This window comes from Sporolactobacillus mangiferae, assembly GCF_023336505.1.
Taxonomy (GTDB): Bacteria; Bacillota; Bacilli; order Bacillales; family Sporolactobacillaceae; genus Sporolactobacillus; species Sporolactobacillus mangiferae.
Genome location: NZ_JAMAST010000008.1, coordinates 53,980 through 71,451 on the forward strand (window position 1 = coordinate 53,980; position 17,472 = coordinate 71,451).

Here is a 17,472-nt window from a genome sequence, read left to right on the forward strand (position 1 = left end):
TTCACATGGTTATACGTCATGACCTGGTGGTTTGTCTGGACGCTTGCTTCGTTTGTCACTGCTATTATGATGGCTTATATGTTGTGCTTTTTTTCAAAAGAAAGATTTCAATTATGCAAACGTGGGTGAAAAAATGTTTGAGACACTGATTCCTTTTTACAGGGAAAAAGAAAGCTACACACTGTTTTATGATGCGAATCAAAAGCAGATGTACCGATTGCCTCACAGAAACAAGGGAAACGTACGCTACTATTTTCTTGGTTTGGCTGTGCTTTATGGTTCGTACGCATTAAATGCTCTGTATCAGAACATTAGCGGCATTGTTTCCAATCTCATCAGTTTTATCGTGATTCTGGCCGGCAGCTTCTTGGTTGCTAAATTTTTCTATAAAAACTATTATGTTCAGAATCGTTCAAGAAACATTTTTATCACGAATACAGATCTGCTGAATTATGCTGCTCAGGGGAAAAAACAATTTCACAGGGAATTCTTTGTGTCTCTTTTTATTTTTCTTGCCAGCGTGACCGGCTCTCTGTTTTTTTTCATGTTCAGCCGGCTGCTTCTTTTAATCGTCAGTGGGCTGGGGTATCTTGTTTTCTGGATGCTGATGATCATGAAGCCTTTTTCGCGTATGCAGCTCTATAAGAGGATAGAGAGGGGAGAAATCGATTGATGAAACTGTTGCCTATTGGAAGTGTTGTTCGACTTAAAAATGGTGACGTCAAACTGATGATATTAAATCGGGCCCCTTTGTACAACAAAAATGGGATAATCGGATACTTTGACTATTCGGCCTGTACGTACCCGGCAGGAAAAGTCGAAGATCAGGTCTACTTTTTTAATCATGAGAATATAGAAGAGATCTATTTTGAAGGATATATAGATGAGGAAGAAAAAGTATTTCAGGAAAAATATCAATTAAAAGTGAAAGACATGCCTTACATAAAGTTTCATATCGATAAATAATCTGACCCGATTGAGTGACCTTTTGCCCCCGATGTCTACTTGCGATTATAGGTTGCTCCCCAGCAGTTCGCGAATCTGGTAGTCTTTCGGAATATTAACTCTCTCACATGGCTCAATGCCGATCACACACTCGAACATTCCGGTTTCCGGGTCTTCCGGAAGTCGCGCCTCATACCCCATCATGATTTTCAGCAAAACGTTTGCCATGAAGCTTCCCTCTAATCCCACAGTAAAATCAATATAGATAAAGCCATAAAAAATTGCGGTTCCAAATTGCGAAGTTTACAGTCCAGGATACCCAGCGGTCTGAATTGATTTCGATTAAAATTACTTTGACAGGTAGAGTAATTGATGCTATGATTACTACATCAGACAGAGTAATTGAGGAAATGGGGGGTAGTCCTATTCGCAGTGATATTCTAAGAGGGCATTTAGATTCCATTATTCTTCGCCTGCTCAAAGATGAAGATTCTTATGGCTATGCACTTTCGAAAAAAATCAGCCATCGAACGGGCGGCCGATTTGAAATAAAAGAGGCTACGCTCTATGCCGTTTTTCAAAGACTGGAAAAGAAGCAGTTAATTGAGTCGTATTATGGCGCACGTTCTCATGGCGGAAAAAGAAAATATTATCGAATCACGACACTTGGAAAGGCCTATCTTTATGAGATGGTCAGAGAATGGCAAGAGGTTAAAGAAATTGTGGATTTATTTATGGAGGAGATTGATGAATGAAACGTCTGACAGCCCATATTAATAAGCTTTTTGAAACGCTTCCGGAGACCGAGCAGACAAAAATCGTGAGGGAAGAGATCATTCGCGACTTAGAAGAAAAAGTAGCTGATCTTATCGAGGAAGGCAAGTCCGAGGAGGATGCCATTAATAAAGTCATTGTTGAATTTGGAGATATTGAAGAGATCAGGCAGGAAATGGATTTACCCGATTCAAATCATCGCAAGTCTGAACTGGCACGCTTAAATCTTGGTTTTTCTCTCTGGGGGAGCGGCCTGATCATTGCACTGTTCGTCTTTATCAATTTTTATTACACGCCACATGTTGTATGGTTTATTTATCCGGCATTCGCCGTTGCCTGGTGGCCGCTTTCGATGTTCTATCACTTGCATCGCAAAAAGTTGGAGGGGAGAGAATGAACAGAGCGCTGCGCGATTTTATTGCAATAGGCTGCGTCATGACCGGCGTCTTCCTTCTGGCAGTCAATCTATTTACCGGTGTGACAAGTTTCTGGGCCATTTATCCTGTTGCATTGCTGCTCTGTCCGCTCGCCTGGTTACTGACCGGTGATCAGAAAACAGGATCCATCATCGCTTCCGGTTTATTTCTGACTTTATGTATCATCCAAAATATCGTAGAGACTCCGGAGTATCTCTGGTTTGTTTATCTTCTGCCTGTTGCTGTTGCCTGGCCTATTGTCGTATGTGCGGGAAAAGCTGCTTTAAAGCCCGTTTTTGCATATCTGGCCAGCTTTTCGTTAATGGGCTGTTATGTGCTGCTGAACATTTATTTTGAACCACGCTTTATCTGGTGCATTTTCCCGACTTTTGCCTTGCTATGGTGGCCAATTGGCATTACATTCGGGCGTCACCCTCATCAATTGTCGATTATTGGCTCTGGACTGATTATTATTTTCTTTGCGGCTGTCAATCGCATCACTTCACCTGACTGTTTTTGGGTCATTCACCCGATCTTTGCTGTGCTGTGGTGGCCAATGAGCCTGTTTCTGGCTAAGAAACCGTTCCTTTTTGCCATGACTGGAGCTGGTGTGACCATCCTTTATTTTTCATCGGTGAATTATTTGGTATCACCGCAGCATTTGTGGGCGGTGTATCCCGCGTTTGCCGTTTCCTGGTGGCCCTTATCCGTGTACTATTTTGTTCATCGATTAAGACGGCTGACCCATTAAAGAATGAGGACAAAAGAAAAACACGGATAACCCGCCTGCTGATTAGGGAGCATCCGTGTTTCGATCTATCGATTATTCTTGTTTTTTTACAATCGGAATATAAATGGCACATACTTTTCCTGTGTCTGACATGCATGTGTCGTCGTAAAGCTCAAAGTCGGCACAATTTGGTGCATATTCATATCCGGATTTGGCAAACCATTCATTAAAGATGTAGTTCCACGTGCCTTGAATAGCATTGGAAAAATGATCTGCATTACTTGGCGGTGTTGAAAAGACCGCATAGGTTGCGCCGGGAAGGCAGCGGATTTGATAGTCGCCTGGAATCGCTGCGCCTTCACGAGTTTCGACGCCGATCACATATTCGAATTTCCCAGTTTCCGGTTCTTCCGGGAAGCATGCCCCATACTCGTCATGCTTTTTCACAAACTCCTCGGAGTGAAGCTTTTCCATTCTGCCATCCGTCATATATTCTTTCCAAAACTCTGGAATGGCCTGGTTGTTTTCGCCATCAGATGCTGTTGTCTTAAGCACAAAGCCAGCGATTTGCAGCGCAGGAAGTTTCACAAATTTCGGTTCCAATAGAATTCCTCCAATTAAATAGTTGTTGGTAAGGGAGAGACTTGGCGGGAGTGGCCGTGCACGATGGGCGTGCAACCGGTACGTTCCCGGCGAGCAGCCGAAATGACGGCGGAATGCCTTGCTGAAGCCAGATTGAGTCTCAAATCCATATTTCACTGAAAGATCAAGAATACGCTGCCTGGATGCGAGTTCATAGGCGGCAAAAGCAAGACGGCGGTTGCGCACATAAGTCATCACCGAATAGCCGGTTCCCCACTGGAAAACCCGGCAGAAGTGCCAAGTTGAGTATCCGGCACGTGCTGCTAATTGCTCGGGCGTGATGTCACCTGAGATATGTTCGTCAACATAGTCCAGAATATCTTGCAAGATTTCCATTGTGTCCATGAAGCATTCCCTCCAACCGTACGGTAAATTCAGTATAGCAAAGCTGTAAAAAGACGTTGTTCCAAAATTGCGGCATTCGTAGTGAATGTATTTTTATTCTCCATACGCAAAATTATTGGAATATGATCGGAAAATATTAACAGCAACAGGTTCAGAAAAATCAATCTATGTTATGATAGTGATAGAATGTTAAATATCACTGTAAAGAAGGCTAGAGAGATGAGAAAGTATGCAATTATCGGTCTTGGTCACGTTGGCGCCGCAGCTGCATTCCAGCTCGTATTAAGGGGGATTGCCGATGAGCTGATCCTTATCGATACGAACGAAGAACTGGCACGCGCCGAGCAGCTTGATCTGCAGGACATGCAGGGAAGGATTGACACACGAACCATCATTAAAATCAATGATTACGACGAACTTGCCGATGCGGATATCCTGTTCATTACCGCCGGGAATATTCTCGCCTACGCGGAGAAGCAGGCAGCAGGCAACCGTTGGGCTGAGTTCGAGTACACGAAGGACATTGTTCGCGATATTGCACCGAAGGTTAAAGCGTCCGGCTTCCATGGTGTGGTTATTGATACGATGAATCCATGTGATGCAATTACACAGTATTTTCAGGAAAACACCGGACTCAGCCGTCAGCAGGTTTTTGCGACCGGCACATTCCTTGATACGGCCCGGATGCAGAAGGTTGTTTCGGATCAGTTTAACTGCGATCCAAAAAATGTTTCCGGCTATGTTTACGGAGAGCATGGGGAATCGCAATTCACAGCCTGGTCAACGGTCCGCGTAAACGGACTGGATATTACAGAGCTTGCTGAGGGACAAAATCTGAATCTGGATGATCTTGAAGAAGCAGCACGCCGCGGAGGCTGGGAAGTCTATAAGGGAAAGGGCTACACAAGCTGGGCCATCTCGACCTGTGCTGTTAAACTCGGTCAGGCGGTTCTCTCCGATGCCCGTGCCGCATATATCTGCTCCTGCTACAGCGAAAAGTACGGTACATATGTCGGCCAGCCAGCCATCATCGGCAAGAATGGAATCGAAGAAGTACTGACGCTTCCATTAACAGATGCGGAAGAAGCAAGATTCAAACATTCCGCCGATACAATTAAGGAAAAGTTCCAGGCATTTTCTACACAGACCAACGGATGAATGCTGTAAACGAACCTTTCGTGAAAAACAGAATTCAGAAAACCAGTAAAAAAACGTTTAAAAAAAGTAAATGAAGCATGCCAAATGTCAACTCGATCATTCAGTCTGTCCCTTTGCAGTACCTGAATATCGAGTTTTCTTATTTAATCGAATGAGGGCAGTCAGGAGGCGCTCAATGAATTTCCATTCACCGCAAATCAATTTGTATGTTGAAGACCTGGCAAAATCGAAAGCTTTTTATGAAAGCCTGGGATTTAAAACGACGTTTACGGCTGAAATTGATGGTTTGGCGGTTCATCATGAACTGGTGCTTGAAGGATTTACACTGGGCATTGCGACAAAAGAGTCCGCGGTCGATATTCATGGCCTGGCTCCGGGGGGTAACTCGGGCTGTGAATTGGTATTTTGGGTAGATGATGCAGATCGCGCAGTTACTTTTTTAATAGAAAAAGGGGCCAAACGGTTGTCTGAGCCCCATGACTTTCTCAATCACCGTCTTCGTGCCGGCTGGATAAAGGACCCGGATGGCAATCCGATTCAACTGGTTTGTAAACGGGCTTAAAGATGCAGTGTGATCATCATGCGGGTACTGGTATGTCCTGATACAATCCGCAATTGGCAATTTAAAGATTTTTCCGGTAACAGCGGCATTCGTGGACACGAGAAAATCTTTTTTTAATCAGCGTTTCATCTGCTCCTGTATACTGTGCAAAGCAGAATTTTGGCTTTAAATGCGGATCGGTTGCATGGATGGTTCCATTCAGTTCGTTGCCCTCCATGAATATATGCAAATAATGGCTCACCTGATGAAAGCCATTTTTCTGATACCAGAGATTGACCCAGGCATCATCACGCGTGTAGGCCTCCAGCTGAAAAATATTGAGCGATTTCAGCTTCTTTTCCGTTGCAATGAGCAAAGCCGTACCGATCCCTGATCGTTGGAAATCGGGATGGACAGCCAGGTGCCAGATCATAGCGCCAAGCGCGGAACAGGCCGCGCAAACGGTGTGTTTCTCTGTTTCATATTCAACGTCGATCAGGCCAATCACCTGACCTTTTTCAATAGCGACGAGCTCAATGGATGGATGTGCGTATACTTCTTTCTGCTGATAAACATCATCGTAATAGGCCGTATGAAGAAAAGCAAGAACGCGGCAGCGCAGCCAGCTTTCCTCATCTTCTGGCTGATATTCTCGAATTTCCAAACAATCCCCCCCCCAACGATTGCTTCAGTTTTTAATCCTGAAAAGCCGCAGACTATTTAGAATAACAAGCAATGCTGCACCGGTATCACTCAATACAGCCAGCCAAAGCGTCAGCCATCCCGGAAAAACGAGGAGCATAGCGGCCGCTTTGACAAGCAGAGCGAAAGCGATATTTTGCTTGATGATTTTGTCGCCCTCATTCTCACGCCGCTCTTTTCCTATTCAGCCAGTTCCTGATCACTTTGGTTCTCTTTTGGCTGCTGATGTAAAAATACGAGTTTTACCAGCTTGCGGATATTATCATCAACCAAAGTGTAATAAACGAATTTTCCATCTTTACGTGACTCGGCAAATCCCCATTTTTTTAATAACCGAAGATGATGAGACGCTGTTGCTTTGGAGCATCCAATCACCGCGCAAACGTCGCACACACACAACTCCTGCTCAAGTGCCAGTGCATGAATAATGGTTACGCGCGTTTGATCCGCCAATAATTTAAACAGATCCGCCACTGGATCAGAGCGGCATTCCGACAATTCTTTTCTAAGGCGCATCACCTTGTCTTTATGAATACAGGTCACTTTGCAGATATCCTGTTGTACAGGCATCTGATCACCTCAATCAAATGAATATTTGATTAAAGTATAGATTAATTGTCTTTCATAATCAAATCATTGTTTGATTATTGATGAAGAAAGTGAACGAGGAAAATAAGTGCGCAACTAAATTTCAACTGCTTCGTTAAAAATTTTAAAATTTTATGGAGTGGGGTTGTTATCCAGGAAAAACAGATGTATATTGTATTACAGAATAAAAGTTTCCTATGAGAAACATTGATTCTATACAGAAAAATAAATTCATTATGGAAGAAGGCGAACATCCAGGTATGGAATGGTTTTCGATGAAGAAAAAATTATGGTCATGATAATAATCGCGAGCGAAAGTTTTTTCGGTTTTTGCTGTGACCATGATTTTTTCAGAATAAGGAATTGATCGAATAAGTGGGCATCAAAAAATGAATATTGACTAAAAATGGAAAGGTGTGAAAGTATGACTGAACTGCAAAGCGTCAGAAAACAGTCGCAACAACGTCGTAAATTAATTGAATATGCAAATGGGCCCAGTCTGGAAGAAATCAACAGTACGGTTCCCATTCCAAAAAACGGGAACTTTTGGCGGACACTGGCCGCTTTTTCGGGTCCCGGAGCACTGGTTGCTGTCGGCTACATGGACCCGGGCAACTGGGTAACGTCCATTGGCGGCGGAGCACAATATGGTTATCTTCTGATTTCGGTCATTCTTATTTCAAGTTTAATTGCGATGCTGCTTCAGTACATGGCTGCAAAGCTTGGCATTGTCACGCAAATGGATCTGGCTCAGACGACTCGTGCCCATACAGGCAAAGTACTTGGAGTTATTCTCTGGATTACGACTGAGGCAGCCATCTGTGCCACGGATATTGCGGAGGTCATTGGCGGTGCGATTGCGTTGCAGCTGCTGTTTCATATCCCGCTTGTGATCGGTGTTTCATTGACTGTTCTCGACGTACTCCTGCTGCTGCTTCTGACTAAGCTTGGTTTTAGAAAAATAGAGGCTATTGTCATCACCTTGATTTCCGTCATCTTACTTGTTTTCTTATATGAAGTTGTCGTTTCTAATCCTAATGTTGCAGCGATGTTTGCCGGATTTGTTCCGAAACCCGAGATTCTGCATACCGGCCAGTTAACGATGGCTTTAGGTATTGTCGGCGCGACGGTCATGCCGCACAATCTTTATCTGCATTCATCGATTGCACAGTCTCGCAGTATTGATCACAACAATGAAAAAGAGGTTGCCAAAGCAGTAAAGTTTGCTACATGGGATTCTAATATTCAACTGTCCGGTGCATTTATTATCAACTGCCTGCTGCTGGTGCTTGGTGCGGCACTGTTCTTCGGGCACGGTGAAGGTCTTGGTACGTTCACGTCGCTTTTCAATGCTTTGCAGGACAATCAGCTGGCCGGAGCGGTCGCGAGCCCTGTTTTAAGTATTCTGTTTGCGGTTGCGCTTCTTGCTTCCGGGCAGAACTCGACGATTACCGGCACATTGACCGGGCAGATTGTCATGGAAGGATATATTCACTTGAAGATGCCTCTGTGGGCGCGCCGTCTGGTGACACGTTTAATTTCTGTGATCCCGGTTCTGGCCTGCACGATCATTTATCATGGTGAAGAGAGCGCCATGGATAACCTGCTTGTTAACTCACAAGTGTTTCTGTCGATTGCCTTGCCGATTTCCATGATTCCGCTGACTCTTTTTACCAGCTCGAAAAAAATTATGGGCGAACGTTTTGTTAATAAAATGTGGGTGACACTGGTTGCCTGGGCTTGCACGATCGTGCTTACGTATCTTAACCTGCAGATTGTCTGGGGATTTATTACATCGCTGTGATCACGCATTGGAGGCGTAATTGATGAACGAAGATTTTTCACATCTGTTAGTTGGTGTCGATGATTCTGCGGACGCGCAACTGGCGTTTCGGTATGCGATGTATCGCGCCAAAAAAGATCAGCTAAAAATGACGATTGTATCCATTTTGGAAAAAGGTGAAATGAATGTATATCAGGCACTGAATAAAGATTTTATTCACGGGAAGCGTGAAGATCTGGAAGAACATGTGCAGCTCTACAAAAAAGCAGCACTGGATTATGGTGTCGAACATGTCGAAGTGATTGTTGCTGAAGGCGAACCGGGTGAAACGATCGTTAAAGATATCATTCCGCACACGGATGCCGATTTATTGATTATCGGCTCCGAAGATAAGAAAGGGATTGCAAAACATTTTGGCAGTCAGGCGGCGTATATGGCCAAATATGCTCCCATATCTGTTCTTGTCGTTCGTTGATACCAGGGAAAGCAATACAGCAAACTGCATGCTGCCGCTTTCAAGAAAACTGTGGAGACAGCAATGGTCGGTAAATTTCGGACAATGACCGGTAAATCATTCGTGACCTTGACGAACGGTAAATTCCGGGTAATGACTGGAAGAAGCCTGTGTGAGCATGATTGTTCATTCGATCAATGGACTGTGCTATAATAAAACCAATTTCATAGAGAAATCCTTCGGGGTCGGGTGAAATTCCCAACCGGCGGTGATTCGTTCGTATGAACGTCAGCCCGCGACCCGGTTGCCTCTGGCAAACGGTGGATTCAGTGAGAAGCTGGAGCCGACAGTACAGTCTGGATGGGAGAAGGATCAATAAGCAGAACTCTTTATTTGGCAGCCATTTATAGAGAACGTATGTTTTCATTTATAATGTGTGCCATGCAGGAGACTTCTGTTGTATTTGACAGCGACACGCAATGCCCCCCGAGGTTTCATTTCTCGGGGGGCTTATTATATTTGAGGCGGAAAGAGGGGATTGGTTTGGATGATGAAGCATACATGAGACTGGCGATTCATCTGGCCGAAACGACACGGGGGCAGACACATCCGAACCCGGCGGTGGGGGCGGTCGTTGTCAGTCACGGCCGGGTAGTCGGTCTTGGCGTACATCTTAAAGCAGGCGAAGCACATGCGGAAGTCCATGCGCTGCGCATGGCTGGCGAGCGGGCCGCAGGCGCGACCATCTATGTCACACTGGAACCATGCGCGCATACAGGAAGAACGCCGCCCTGTGCGGATTTAATCATACAGAAAAAGCTGAAGCGGGTGGTGGTTGCTTCAACTGATTCAAATCCGCTCGTTGCTGGGAAAGGCATCGCCCGCATGCGCGCGGCAGGTATTACGGTGGACACCGGTTTGATGAGGAAAGAGGCGGATGCTGTCAATCGTTTCTTTTTCCATGCGATCCGCCACCATTCTCCCTATGTGACTTTAAAAATCGCATGCAGCCTGGATGGTAAGACGGCAACAACAGCCGGTGAAAGTCAGTGGATTACGGGTGAGGCGGCGCGGCGTGACGGGCAGAAACTGCGGGAGAAACATGACGCCATTCTTGTCGGTATCGGAACGGTGGCGGCGGATAATCCGCGGCTGACGGTCCGGGCACACACGGAAGCGCGCCAGCCGATTCGCATTGTGCTTGATACCCATCTGCGCATTGATGAGCATGCGCTTGTGCTGACAGATCGGAGTGCGCCAACCTGGCTGATTACCGGCAACAATTTTGATCGGGAAAAAGCGGCGCGGATCAGCGGCGGACATGTCAGGATTTTTAATCTCTCACAGGAACCGATTGCCATTCGGGAGATGCTTGCGGCGCTATGGGAAAACGGGATCACCTCTGTTCTTGTTGAAGGCGGAGCAACCGTGCACGGCAGTTTTTTGGAAGCTCGCGCGGTTAATGAAGTGGTTGCCTATGTCGCACCTAAGCTGATCGGCGGGATCGATGCGCTGCCGGCGATCGGGGGCAAAGGTATGGCGCAGCTCGCCGACAGTGTGCAGCTGACAATTGAACATATTGAGCAGATGGACGATGACTTGAAAATTGTCGCCAGCCGAGGTGATTAAACCATGTTTACCGGATTGATCGAGGAAGTTGGAAGTGTTGCTACAATTGTTAAACAAGTTCAGGCTGTTCGAATGGCTATTCATGCCGACAGGATTCTAAGCGATGTGAGGCCTGGTGACAGCATTGCCGTCAACGGTGCATGCGTGACGGTCACCGGATATTCCTCAAATCAGTTTACCGTGGATCTTATGCCCGAAACAATCCGATCAACAACGCTTGCGGATATGAGACGCGGCGATCCTGTGAATCTTGAACGGGCAATGCGGGTAAATGGCCGGTATGGCGGGCATTTTGTGACCGGACATGTAGATGGAGTCGGGCGGATTGTCCGCATCACGGTCAAAGGCAATGCTCGAATGCTGTCGATTCAGGTGCCGCCAGGCCTGCTTGAGCGGATGGTGGAAAAAGGATCTGTTGCTGTTGACGGAACGAGTCTTACGCTTGTTGCAGTCGGATCAGATACCTTTACAGTATCTCTGATCCCGCATTCATCGGTGCATACCCTTTTAGGGGCAAAAAGGATCGGTGATCAAGTGAACATTGAGTGCGATATTTTGCAAAAATACATGCAAAAGCAGCTGGAGAGAGATCAGGAAGCTGAGCCGAATAAAGAAACGCTGACGATTGAAAAGCTGCATGCATATGGATTTATTTAATTCATTACTGGAGGTGTGGCAATGTTATCAACTATTGAAGATGCACTGCAGGATTTGCGAAAAGGAAAGCTGGTTTTAGTCAGCGACGATGAGGAGCGCGAAAATGAAGGTGACCTGCTTGTCCTTGCCGAACATGCAACACCGGAAGCCATCAATTTTATGGTCACCTATGGCAAAGGACTGCTCTGTACGCCGGTGGCCCCATCCGTGGCTGAATCGCTTGGTTTTATGCCCATGGTAGAACGGAACACGGATAACCATGAAACCGCGTTTACCGTCAGTGTTGACCATAAAACGGTGAAAACCGGAATCAGTGCTTTTGAGCGTTCGCAGACGATTCGGGCGATGCTCGAAAAAGGGGCGGGTCCCGCAGATTTTCATCATCCCGGACATGTCTTTCCGCTGATCGCCCGTCAGGAAGGGGTGCTTGAGCGTGCTGGTCATACGGAAGCTGCCGTTGATCTGGCCCGGCTGGCGGGCAGCCAGCCGGTTGCGGTTATCTGCGAAGTGCTGCGCGAAGACGGGCATATGGCGCGTCGGCCCGAGCTTGAACGAATGGCCGAACAATTTCAGATGAAGCGAATCACGATCAAAGATTTAATCGCTTACCGGAGGAGTCATCAAGTCCGCCGTACGACCGAAGTCAATCTGCCAACGGAATATGGTCAATTCAGGGCGATTGGCTATCAGGGGCTCCTTGACGGGAAGGAGCATATAGTGCTCGTCAAAGGAGTGATCGGTGATCATGAACCGACGTTGGTCCGTGTCCATTCTGAATGCCTGACCGGTGATGTATTCGGTTCGCAGCGATGCGATTGCGGTCCGCAGCTGCATGCTTCGCTGCGGATGATCGAAGCACGCGGCAAAGGCGTGCTCATCTATTTGCGCCAGGAAGGACGGGGCATCGGATTATTAAATAAACTGCGCGCATACAAACTGCAGGAGCAGGGTGAGGATACCGTCGAGGCTAATGAAAAGCTCGGATTTCCCGCCGATATGCGTGATTACGGCGCAGCCGCTGAAATATTGTCTGATCTGGGTATTGACGATGTGCTGCTTATGACCAACAATCCACTCAAAATCGAAGATCTGAAAAAACACGGGATCACTCGGATCAAGCGAGTACCTATTGAAATTCCGGCTAATGAGCAAAATCGACCTTATCTGCTGACCAAGCAGCAGAAAATGGGGCATTTACTGCATCTTTGAGCCTATTTGAATGTGAAAAAGGAGAATGAACATGGGACATATCTATGAAGGAAATCTGATCGGAAAAGGATTGAAAATCGGTGTGGTTGTCAGCCGTTTCAATGAATTTATTACCAGCCGGCTGCTGTCGGGTGCGCAGGATGCATTAAAAAGGCATGGCGTCGCCCCTGAAGATGTGGACATTGCCTGGGTACCGGGTGCTTTTGAAATTCCGCTGATTGCACAGAAAATGGCCGTTTCCGGACGCTACGATGCTGTGCTCGCACTCGGTGCGGTCATCCGCGGCGCGACCTCGCATTATGACTACGTATGCAATGAAGTGTCGAAAGGGATTGCCCGAGCCGGACTTGACAGCGGCATCCCAGTTATGTTCGGCGTTCTGACGACGGACACGATTGAGCAGGCCGTCGAACGTGCCGGCACTAAGGCAGGCAATAAAGGATGGGATGCTGCAGCCGGAGCGATTGAAATGGCTAATTTAAACCGCCAGATCAGCGGGCAGGAAAACTGATGAGGGTCTGGGGACCGGAACAGATCGGTTCAGCGCTATTTGTTGCTTAATCGGCCAGAAAAGAGGGGAGCTCAAAGTCTCATTGACGATGAGCTCCCCTCTTCATATAAAATCCAGCACGTTTTGAACACGTGAGACCATTTTTCTATTTTGACGTATCGCTTTCAAATCCGACAATTATTCTTTTGCCAGTTTTTCCAGACGCCAGTAATTCGGTTTACCGCTGCCGAGAAGCGGGACTTCGGCAATTTGCCTGATCTCAGACGGCATATAGAGCATCGACATTTTCCTGCTCTTAATAAATTTTTTGAATTCCCGCGGTGAAAATCTGGATTGCGTGGTGAACACAATGATCTGCTCTCCTTTTCGTCTGTCGGGGATGCTGACAGCGTAAAAATCAGACGTGCCAAAACATTCGAGTGCCAGCTCTTCTACTTTGTTCAGCGAGATCATTTCACCGGCAATCTTTGCAAATCGTTTAAGACGGGCGATGATATGAATAAATCCATCTTCATCGATACGCGCGATATCGCCGGTGTTGTACCACTCAGCACAAGGCACAAATCCCTTGCCATGAATGAGATAACCCTTCATGACATTCGGACCTTTGAGCAGCAGGTTTCCGCCTTCACTGACTCCTTCAACTCGCGCGACTTTGGCTTCCATAAGCGGAATCAGCCTTCCAACGGTGCCTTCTTTGACATGCTGCGGCGTATTCAGAGAAATAATCGGTGAAGTCTCTGTTGCTCCGTACCCTTCAAGAATCGTGATGCCGAACTTTTCTTTATAGGTTTCGCGAACGTCTTCTTTTAATTTCTCTGCTCCGGCTACCACGATACGCAGTGACTGGAACTGTTTTTTCGTTGCAAACCTGGCGTAATTGGCAAAGAAGAAGTTTGTCGCAACAAACAGTGTGCTTTTATCTTTATAAATTGCTTTTGGAATGTCACGGAAATTGAGCGGTGACGGATACAGGAACGATTTCATATTAAGAATAAACGGAAGAATGGCACCGACAGTCATGCCGAACGAGTGAAACAGCGGCAACGGATTGAAGATCCGATCATTTTCGTTAAGTTCGATATATTCCTTTACCTGGACAATGTTTGCATAGATGTTCCGGTGGGTCAGCACAACACCTTTCGGCTTGGCTTCGGTTCCGGATGTGAACAGAATCACGTCGGACATCTTTCTTTTCTTCAGGCCGGCGACCCTTGATTCGACCAGGCCAGAGATTTTGTGCAGGGTTGAAATGCCGTTTGTCAAGTCTTCGAGATAGATAATCTTGACCTGCTTTTCCATCTCGTCAAGTGTGAAGCTAAGATCTGCCTTTTTAACGAACTCCCGGGATGTAATCACCGTCTGCAATGATGCGGTCTCCATGCAGTCAATTATATTCTGCGTGCCCATTGTAAAATTAAGCAGGCAGGGCTGCTGTTCGTTTTTAAACAATGCAAACAGAACAATGGCCTGTGCGGCCACGTTGGGCAGAAAAAGACCGATCCGTTCTTCGTGGCCGGCTGATTCAAGGATTTTTTTACTCATAATATTGACGGCAATCAGGAATTTCTTATATGTGAACCTGCTCTGCATATCCTCAATGATTACTTTCTTCGGATGCAGCTTTGCCTGCTTCACCATCTCATCAAACAAGTTTATCTCTTCAGGTATTTGCAAAGTCAAAAATAGTCACTCCCACATTCATGCCAGTTTCTCTTTTAATGGTCTATTCCCTTTTAAAACTATTTGATACATGTAACTGTCTTGAAAGTTCTGATTATCACGTATTTATTCCCTTTATACCGTTAATAGAGTGAAAAAGCAAGATGTTACACTTTTCTATTACGTTCAGTATTCACAAATAGTTTCGAAGATAAACGAATATTCTGGTTTGAGCGCTGCGTCGATTTGCAGTGCTTTTCGTGTATAATGCAGAGAGAACAAATGCCCGAATAATCCGAAAGAGATGATGACATGGATGAAAGAATCAAAGCACTCGTCGCATTCACGGAGCGTAAATTCGGACTGGAGCAATATGTCCTGAAAAACTGCGCATTTTACCGGTACCCCCATTTTTTTAATGAAAGAATGTACACACTGTCAATGGAGTGGGTGCCCAGGCAGGCTGATCTTTCTGACGATGAGGACCTGAATCCTGACGGAACGGCAGTTATCGAAATCGACGTGAAGACGAGGGAGACGAGAAGCATTGTTTTTGTCCAAGATCAGACTTTTGCAAATGGCGTTTGCTTTGATGACCAGGATCGGCAGACAGTCATCAAATGGATCGAACAAGAAACCGGTCTGATTTACGGCCAGCAATTTCAGCTGGAAAAAGTGGAGGAAGAGCGCCATTTCTACTTTTATGAATGTATTGACGGGATCAGAATCTTTCCTTCGGGGTTTTTGGAGATTCAATATAATGCCAATGGGCAATTAACGACATTTATTAATCACACGCAGCACCCCCCGGAAAGTCAAATAAGAAGGGAAAAAAAGACACTGAATCCGGACAGTTTGCATGAACTGGCAAAAAAACAGCTGTCCATGATTGAAATCCCAGTTTATGAGCAAGAAAAAATCACCGCCTATTATGCTATAGATGAGGCCTTTGTCACAAATGCGCAGAAGAAGGTCATTCCGTATGAAAGCCTGATGCATGAAAAACCGGTGGTTGAACAAAATCAAGTTATGTTCTGGGACATTCCGCTTGAAGGAGGACGGTTCACAGAAAGAGATATTCAACTGTTTGAAACAATCACCTGTGAGCAGGCTTTCTCAGGAGCACCTGGCCCGGACGAACGGCCGATCACAAGCTCTGAACAAAAACAATGCATTAATGTTGTACGCGATTTTCTGAGACAGGAGTACCCTGGCGACTCCGGAAAATGGATTTTAAAAGAACTGTATCGAGAGGGAGACTATATCGTTGCGACCATCAAATTGGTGAATGTGACGGCTCATGCGTTTCAAAGAAAGCTCATCCTGTTTATTGACTCGAATGACTTAAAGGTATGCAAATGCCTGGATAACCAGCTTCTGATTGATTCATTCAGCCATTTTCAACCGGCAGAGAAAACAACGATTTCGAAAGAACAGGCCTATGCCTTGCTCGCACCACTGCTGGAATTCCAACCTTATTACGTCTGTGATCCGAGTACATATCTTTTTATTCTCTGCAGGAAATTAGACTGCCAATATGGTGTGAATCTGTCGGACGGGGCGGTAGAAAATCTAAATGATCTCGTATTAAACAGATAAGGTGTCATAATCCAAATCAAGGGTGTGATCAGCATGTTTCAATTGGATGTACCATTAATCAGACAGCGCCCGGAACTGCCGACCGGGTGTGAGGCGGTTGCTCTGGCGATGGCACTCCGTTATTATGGTATGAATGTGGATAAAGAAGTAATTGCTCGTCAAATGCCCCGGGATGACACTCCGGTTTCGCGGCATGCGGATGGATCCGTGAACACATGGGGCGATCCCGAAGTCGGGTTCATCGGCGATCCGTATGACGACGGTATAACCATCAATCCAAATCCTTTGAAGAAGGTGCTCGACCGCTACCGGCGTGGCGGTCAGGCACTCTACGGCGAACCGTTCAGCGTTGTCGAAGACTATGTGGCAAGCGGGAAACCGGTGCTTGTCTGGTTCACGATTTCACATGAACTGCCGACGCCGAGATTCTGGAAAACGCCGGCCGGCAAACGGATCAGTTCACCGAGACCGCTGCACTGTATCGTCGTCACTGGTTTCGATGATCACTATGTTTCTTTCAACGACTGTGAGTCCACCGAATTGAGCGGCAAGGATGTCAGGGTCGGCAGAGAGAAGTTCCAAAATATTTACGATACAATGGGGCGGCGCGCGCTTGTCGTGAACTGAATTGTTTCTATTAGTGAGGACACTTGGCTGATCAAAGAGGCGGCGGAAGGTTGTTTATCGATCGTTGCGGTTGCGGCGGTGGTTTACCGGTCACTGGGTGCGTTTTATCGGTCATTGCGGCTAAGCTTTTCCTGTTTTTTGTGCATTTGCACAAGAAGCAGGAAAAGCTTTTTTAATACCTCTTGAATTTACACTTTAAGTGCAACTAAGACTTCGCCTTCGCCAAAAGCTTGGCGAAGCCAAGTTTTCTAATCTGAAATACATGATCCTGAAGGTGAAGAAAAGGCGTTTTAACGAAGCGATATTAAAAAAAGGTAAATTATTTACATAAAAGTAATACATCGTCTGTGCCCTTCGCTACGATTATTTTTAAAAAGTTGATGAGAACGGCATAATTTGTTTTTTCGCATCTGTAACAGGAGTGCACGACAAATCATGGGGTTTACAGAAGATTAATAGTAAAGCTAACTTTTATTTGTTTAAGATTAAAAGTGTTTGTT

The 17,472-nt window shown here is 46.0% G+C and carries 20 protein-coding genes and 1 riboswitch; of the genes, 15 read left to right on the forward strand and 5 right to left on the reverse strand.

The genetic code is table 11. The features are described 5' to 3' along the window. The first annotated feature begins 133 nt into the window (after nt 1-133). Nucleotides 134-673 carry a hypothetical protein gene (locus M3N64_RS08495; protein WP_249101055.1) on the forward strand — a complete coding sequence of 180 codons (540 nt, stop codon included), beginning with the start codon at nt 134-136 and terminating at the stop codon, nt 671-673. Continuing rightward, on the forward strand, nt 673-966 hold the full coding sequence (locus M3N64_RS08500; RefSeq protein WP_249101058.1) for a DUF4176 domain-containing protein: 294 nt from the start codon (nt 673-675) through the stop codon (nt 964-966). Before M3N64_RS08495 ends, M3N64_RS08500 begins: the two co-directional genes overlap by 1 nt. A gap of 45 nt (nt 967-1,011) precedes the next feature. Here M3N64_RS08500 and M3N64_RS08505 read toward each other — a convergent pair whose 3' ends face one another. Next, nucleotides 1,012-1,173: a hypothetical protein gene (locus M3N64_RS08505; protein WP_249101061.1), complete on the reverse strand. Its 162-nt coding sequence runs from the start codon at nt 1,171-1,173 to the stop codon at nt 1,012-1,014. A gap of 182 nt (nt 1,174-1,355) precedes the next feature. Between M3N64_RS08505 and M3N64_RS08510 the strand changes: the two genes are divergently transcribed. Genes M3N64_RS08510 through M3N64_RS08520 form a run of 3 tightly spaced genes read left to right on the forward strand, consistent with a single transcriptional unit; the run spans nt 1,356 to nt 2,886 of the window. After that, nucleotides 1,356-1,700, forward strand: coding sequence for a PadR family transcriptional regulator (locus M3N64_RS08510; RefSeq protein WP_249101065.1), 345 nt, complete (start codon nt 1,356-1,358; stop codon nt 1,698-1,700). Beyond that, nucleotides 1,697-2,116, forward strand: a complete 420-nt coding sequence (locus M3N64_RS08515) for a permease prefix domain 1-containing protein (protein WP_249101068.1) — start codon at nt 1,697-1,699, stop codon at nt 2,114-2,116. Before M3N64_RS08510 ends, M3N64_RS08515 begins: the two co-directional genes overlap by 4 nt. Then, the gene (locus M3N64_RS08520; RefSeq protein WP_249101071.1) at nt 2,113-2,886 is read left to right on the forward strand and encodes a hypothetical protein; all 774 of its coding nucleotides are present in this window, start codon (nt 2,113-2,115) and stop codon (nt 2,884-2,886) included. The genes M3N64_RS08515 and M3N64_RS08520 overlap by 4 nt, the downstream gene beginning before the upstream one ends. 72 nt (nt 2,887-2,958) lie before the next feature. Here M3N64_RS08520 and M3N64_RS08525 read toward each other — a convergent pair whose 3' ends face one another. Beyond that, the gene (locus M3N64_RS08525) at nt 2,959-3,852 is read right to left on the reverse strand and encodes an AraC family transcriptional regulator (RefSeq protein WP_249101074.1); all 894 of its coding nucleotides are present in this window, start codon (nt 3,850-3,852) and stop codon (nt 2,959-2,961) included. A gap of 219 nt (nt 3,853-4,071) precedes the next feature. On the opposite strand from M3N64_RS08525, the gene M3N64_RS08530 reads away from it, so the two are divergent. Both M3N64_RS08530 and M3N64_RS08535 read left to right on the forward strand, forming a co-directional pair. Further along, on the forward strand, nt 4,072-5,010 hold the full coding sequence (locus M3N64_RS08530) for an L-lactate dehydrogenase (RefSeq protein ID WP_249101079.1): 939 nt from the start codon (nt 4,072-4,074) through the stop codon (nt 5,008-5,010). Between the two features lie 175 nt (nt 5,011-5,185). Next, nucleotides 5,186-5,572, forward strand: coding sequence for a VOC family protein (locus tag M3N64_RS08535; RefSeq protein WP_249101081.1), 387 nt, complete (start codon nt 5,186-5,188; stop codon nt 5,570-5,572). Nucleotides 5,573-5,633: 61 nt separating this feature from the next. On the opposite strand, the gene M3N64_RS08540 is transcribed toward M3N64_RS08535, so the two are convergent. Together M3N64_RS08540 and M3N64_RS08545 are read right to left on the reverse strand one after the other, a co-directional pair. Next, entirely contained in the window at nt 5,634-6,215 is a 582-nt protein-coding gene (locus tag M3N64_RS08540) for a GNAT family N-acetyltransferase (RefSeq protein WP_249101084.1), read from the reverse strand. Nucleotides 6,216-6,433: 218 nt separating this feature from the next. Next, nucleotides 6,434-6,823, reverse strand: a complete 390-nt coding sequence (locus M3N64_RS08545) for an ArsR/SmtB family transcription factor (RefSeq protein ID WP_249101087.1) — start codon at nt 6,821-6,823, stop codon at nt 6,434-6,436. 442 nt (nt 6,824-7,265) lie between these two features. Between M3N64_RS08545 and M3N64_RS08550 the strand changes: the two genes are divergently transcribed. From M3N64_RS08550 to ribH, 6 genes are all read left to right on the forward strand, one after another. Further along, the gene (locus M3N64_RS08550; protein WP_249101090.1) at nt 7,266-8,645 is read left to right on the forward strand and encodes an Nramp family divalent metal transporter; all 1,380 of its coding nucleotides are present in this window, start codon (nt 7,266-7,268) and stop codon (nt 8,643-8,645) included. Nucleotides 8,646-8,667: 22 nt separating this feature from the next. Then, nucleotides 8,668-9,099, forward strand: coding sequence for a universal stress protein (locus M3N64_RS08555; RefSeq protein ID WP_249101093.1), 432 nt, complete (start codon nt 8,668-8,670; stop codon nt 9,097-9,099). Nucleotides 9,100-9,309: 210 nt separating this feature from the next. Continuing rightward, a riboswitch (FMN riboswitch) is annotated at nt 9,310-9,454 on the forward strand. Between the two features lie 167 nt (nt 9,455-9,621). Beyond that, the gene (gene ribD / locus M3N64_RS08560; protein ID WP_283163380.1) at nt 9,622-10,707 is read left to right on the forward strand and encodes a bifunctional diaminohydroxyphosphoribosylaminopyrimidine deaminase/5-amino-6-(5-phosphoribosylamino)uracil reductase RibD; all 1,086 of its coding nucleotides are present in this window, start codon (nt 9,622-9,624) and stop codon (nt 10,705-10,707) included. Between the two features lie 3 nt (nt 10,708-10,710). Next, nucleotides 10,711-11,364, forward strand: coding sequence for a riboflavin synthase (gene ribE / locus M3N64_RS08565; RefSeq protein WP_249101097.1), 654 nt, complete (start codon nt 10,711-10,713; stop codon nt 11,362-11,364). 21 nt (nt 11,365-11,385) lie between these two features. Then, nucleotides 11,386-12,573: a bifunctional 3,4-dihydroxy-2-butanone-4-phosphate synthase/GTP cyclohydrolase II gene (locus tag M3N64_RS08570; RefSeq protein WP_249101100.1), complete on the forward strand. Its 1,188-nt coding sequence runs from the start codon at nt 11,386-11,388 to the stop codon at nt 12,571-12,573. A 31-nt stretch (nt 12,574-12,604) separates the two neighbouring features. Further along, the gene (gene ribH / locus M3N64_RS08575) at nt 12,605-13,084 is read left to right on the forward strand and encodes a 6,7-dimethyl-8-ribityllumazine synthase (RefSeq protein ID WP_249101103.1); all 480 of its coding nucleotides are present in this window, start codon (nt 12,605-12,607) and stop codon (nt 13,082-13,084) included. Between the two features lie 177 nt (nt 13,085-13,261). On the opposite strand, the gene M3N64_RS08580 is transcribed toward ribH, so the two are convergent. Continuing rightward, nucleotides 13,262-14,767: an AMP-binding protein gene (locus tag M3N64_RS08580; RefSeq protein WP_249101107.1), complete on the reverse strand. Its 1,506-nt coding sequence runs from the start codon at nt 14,765-14,767 to the stop codon at nt 13,262-13,264. 291 nt (nt 14,768-15,058) lie between these two features. Between M3N64_RS08580 and M3N64_RS08585 the strand changes: the two genes are divergently transcribed. Then, nucleotides 15,059-16,345, forward strand: coding sequence for a hypothetical protein (locus tag M3N64_RS08585; RefSeq protein ID WP_249101110.1), 1,287 nt, complete (start codon nt 15,059-15,061; stop codon nt 16,343-16,345). 33 nt (nt 16,346-16,378) lie between these two features. Then, nucleotides 16,379-16,972: a C39 family peptidase gene (locus M3N64_RS08590; protein WP_249101113.1), complete on the forward strand. Its 594-nt coding sequence runs from the start codon at nt 16,379-16,381 to the stop codon at nt 16,970-16,972. The last annotated feature ends 500 nt before the right edge of the window (nt 16,973-17,472 follow it).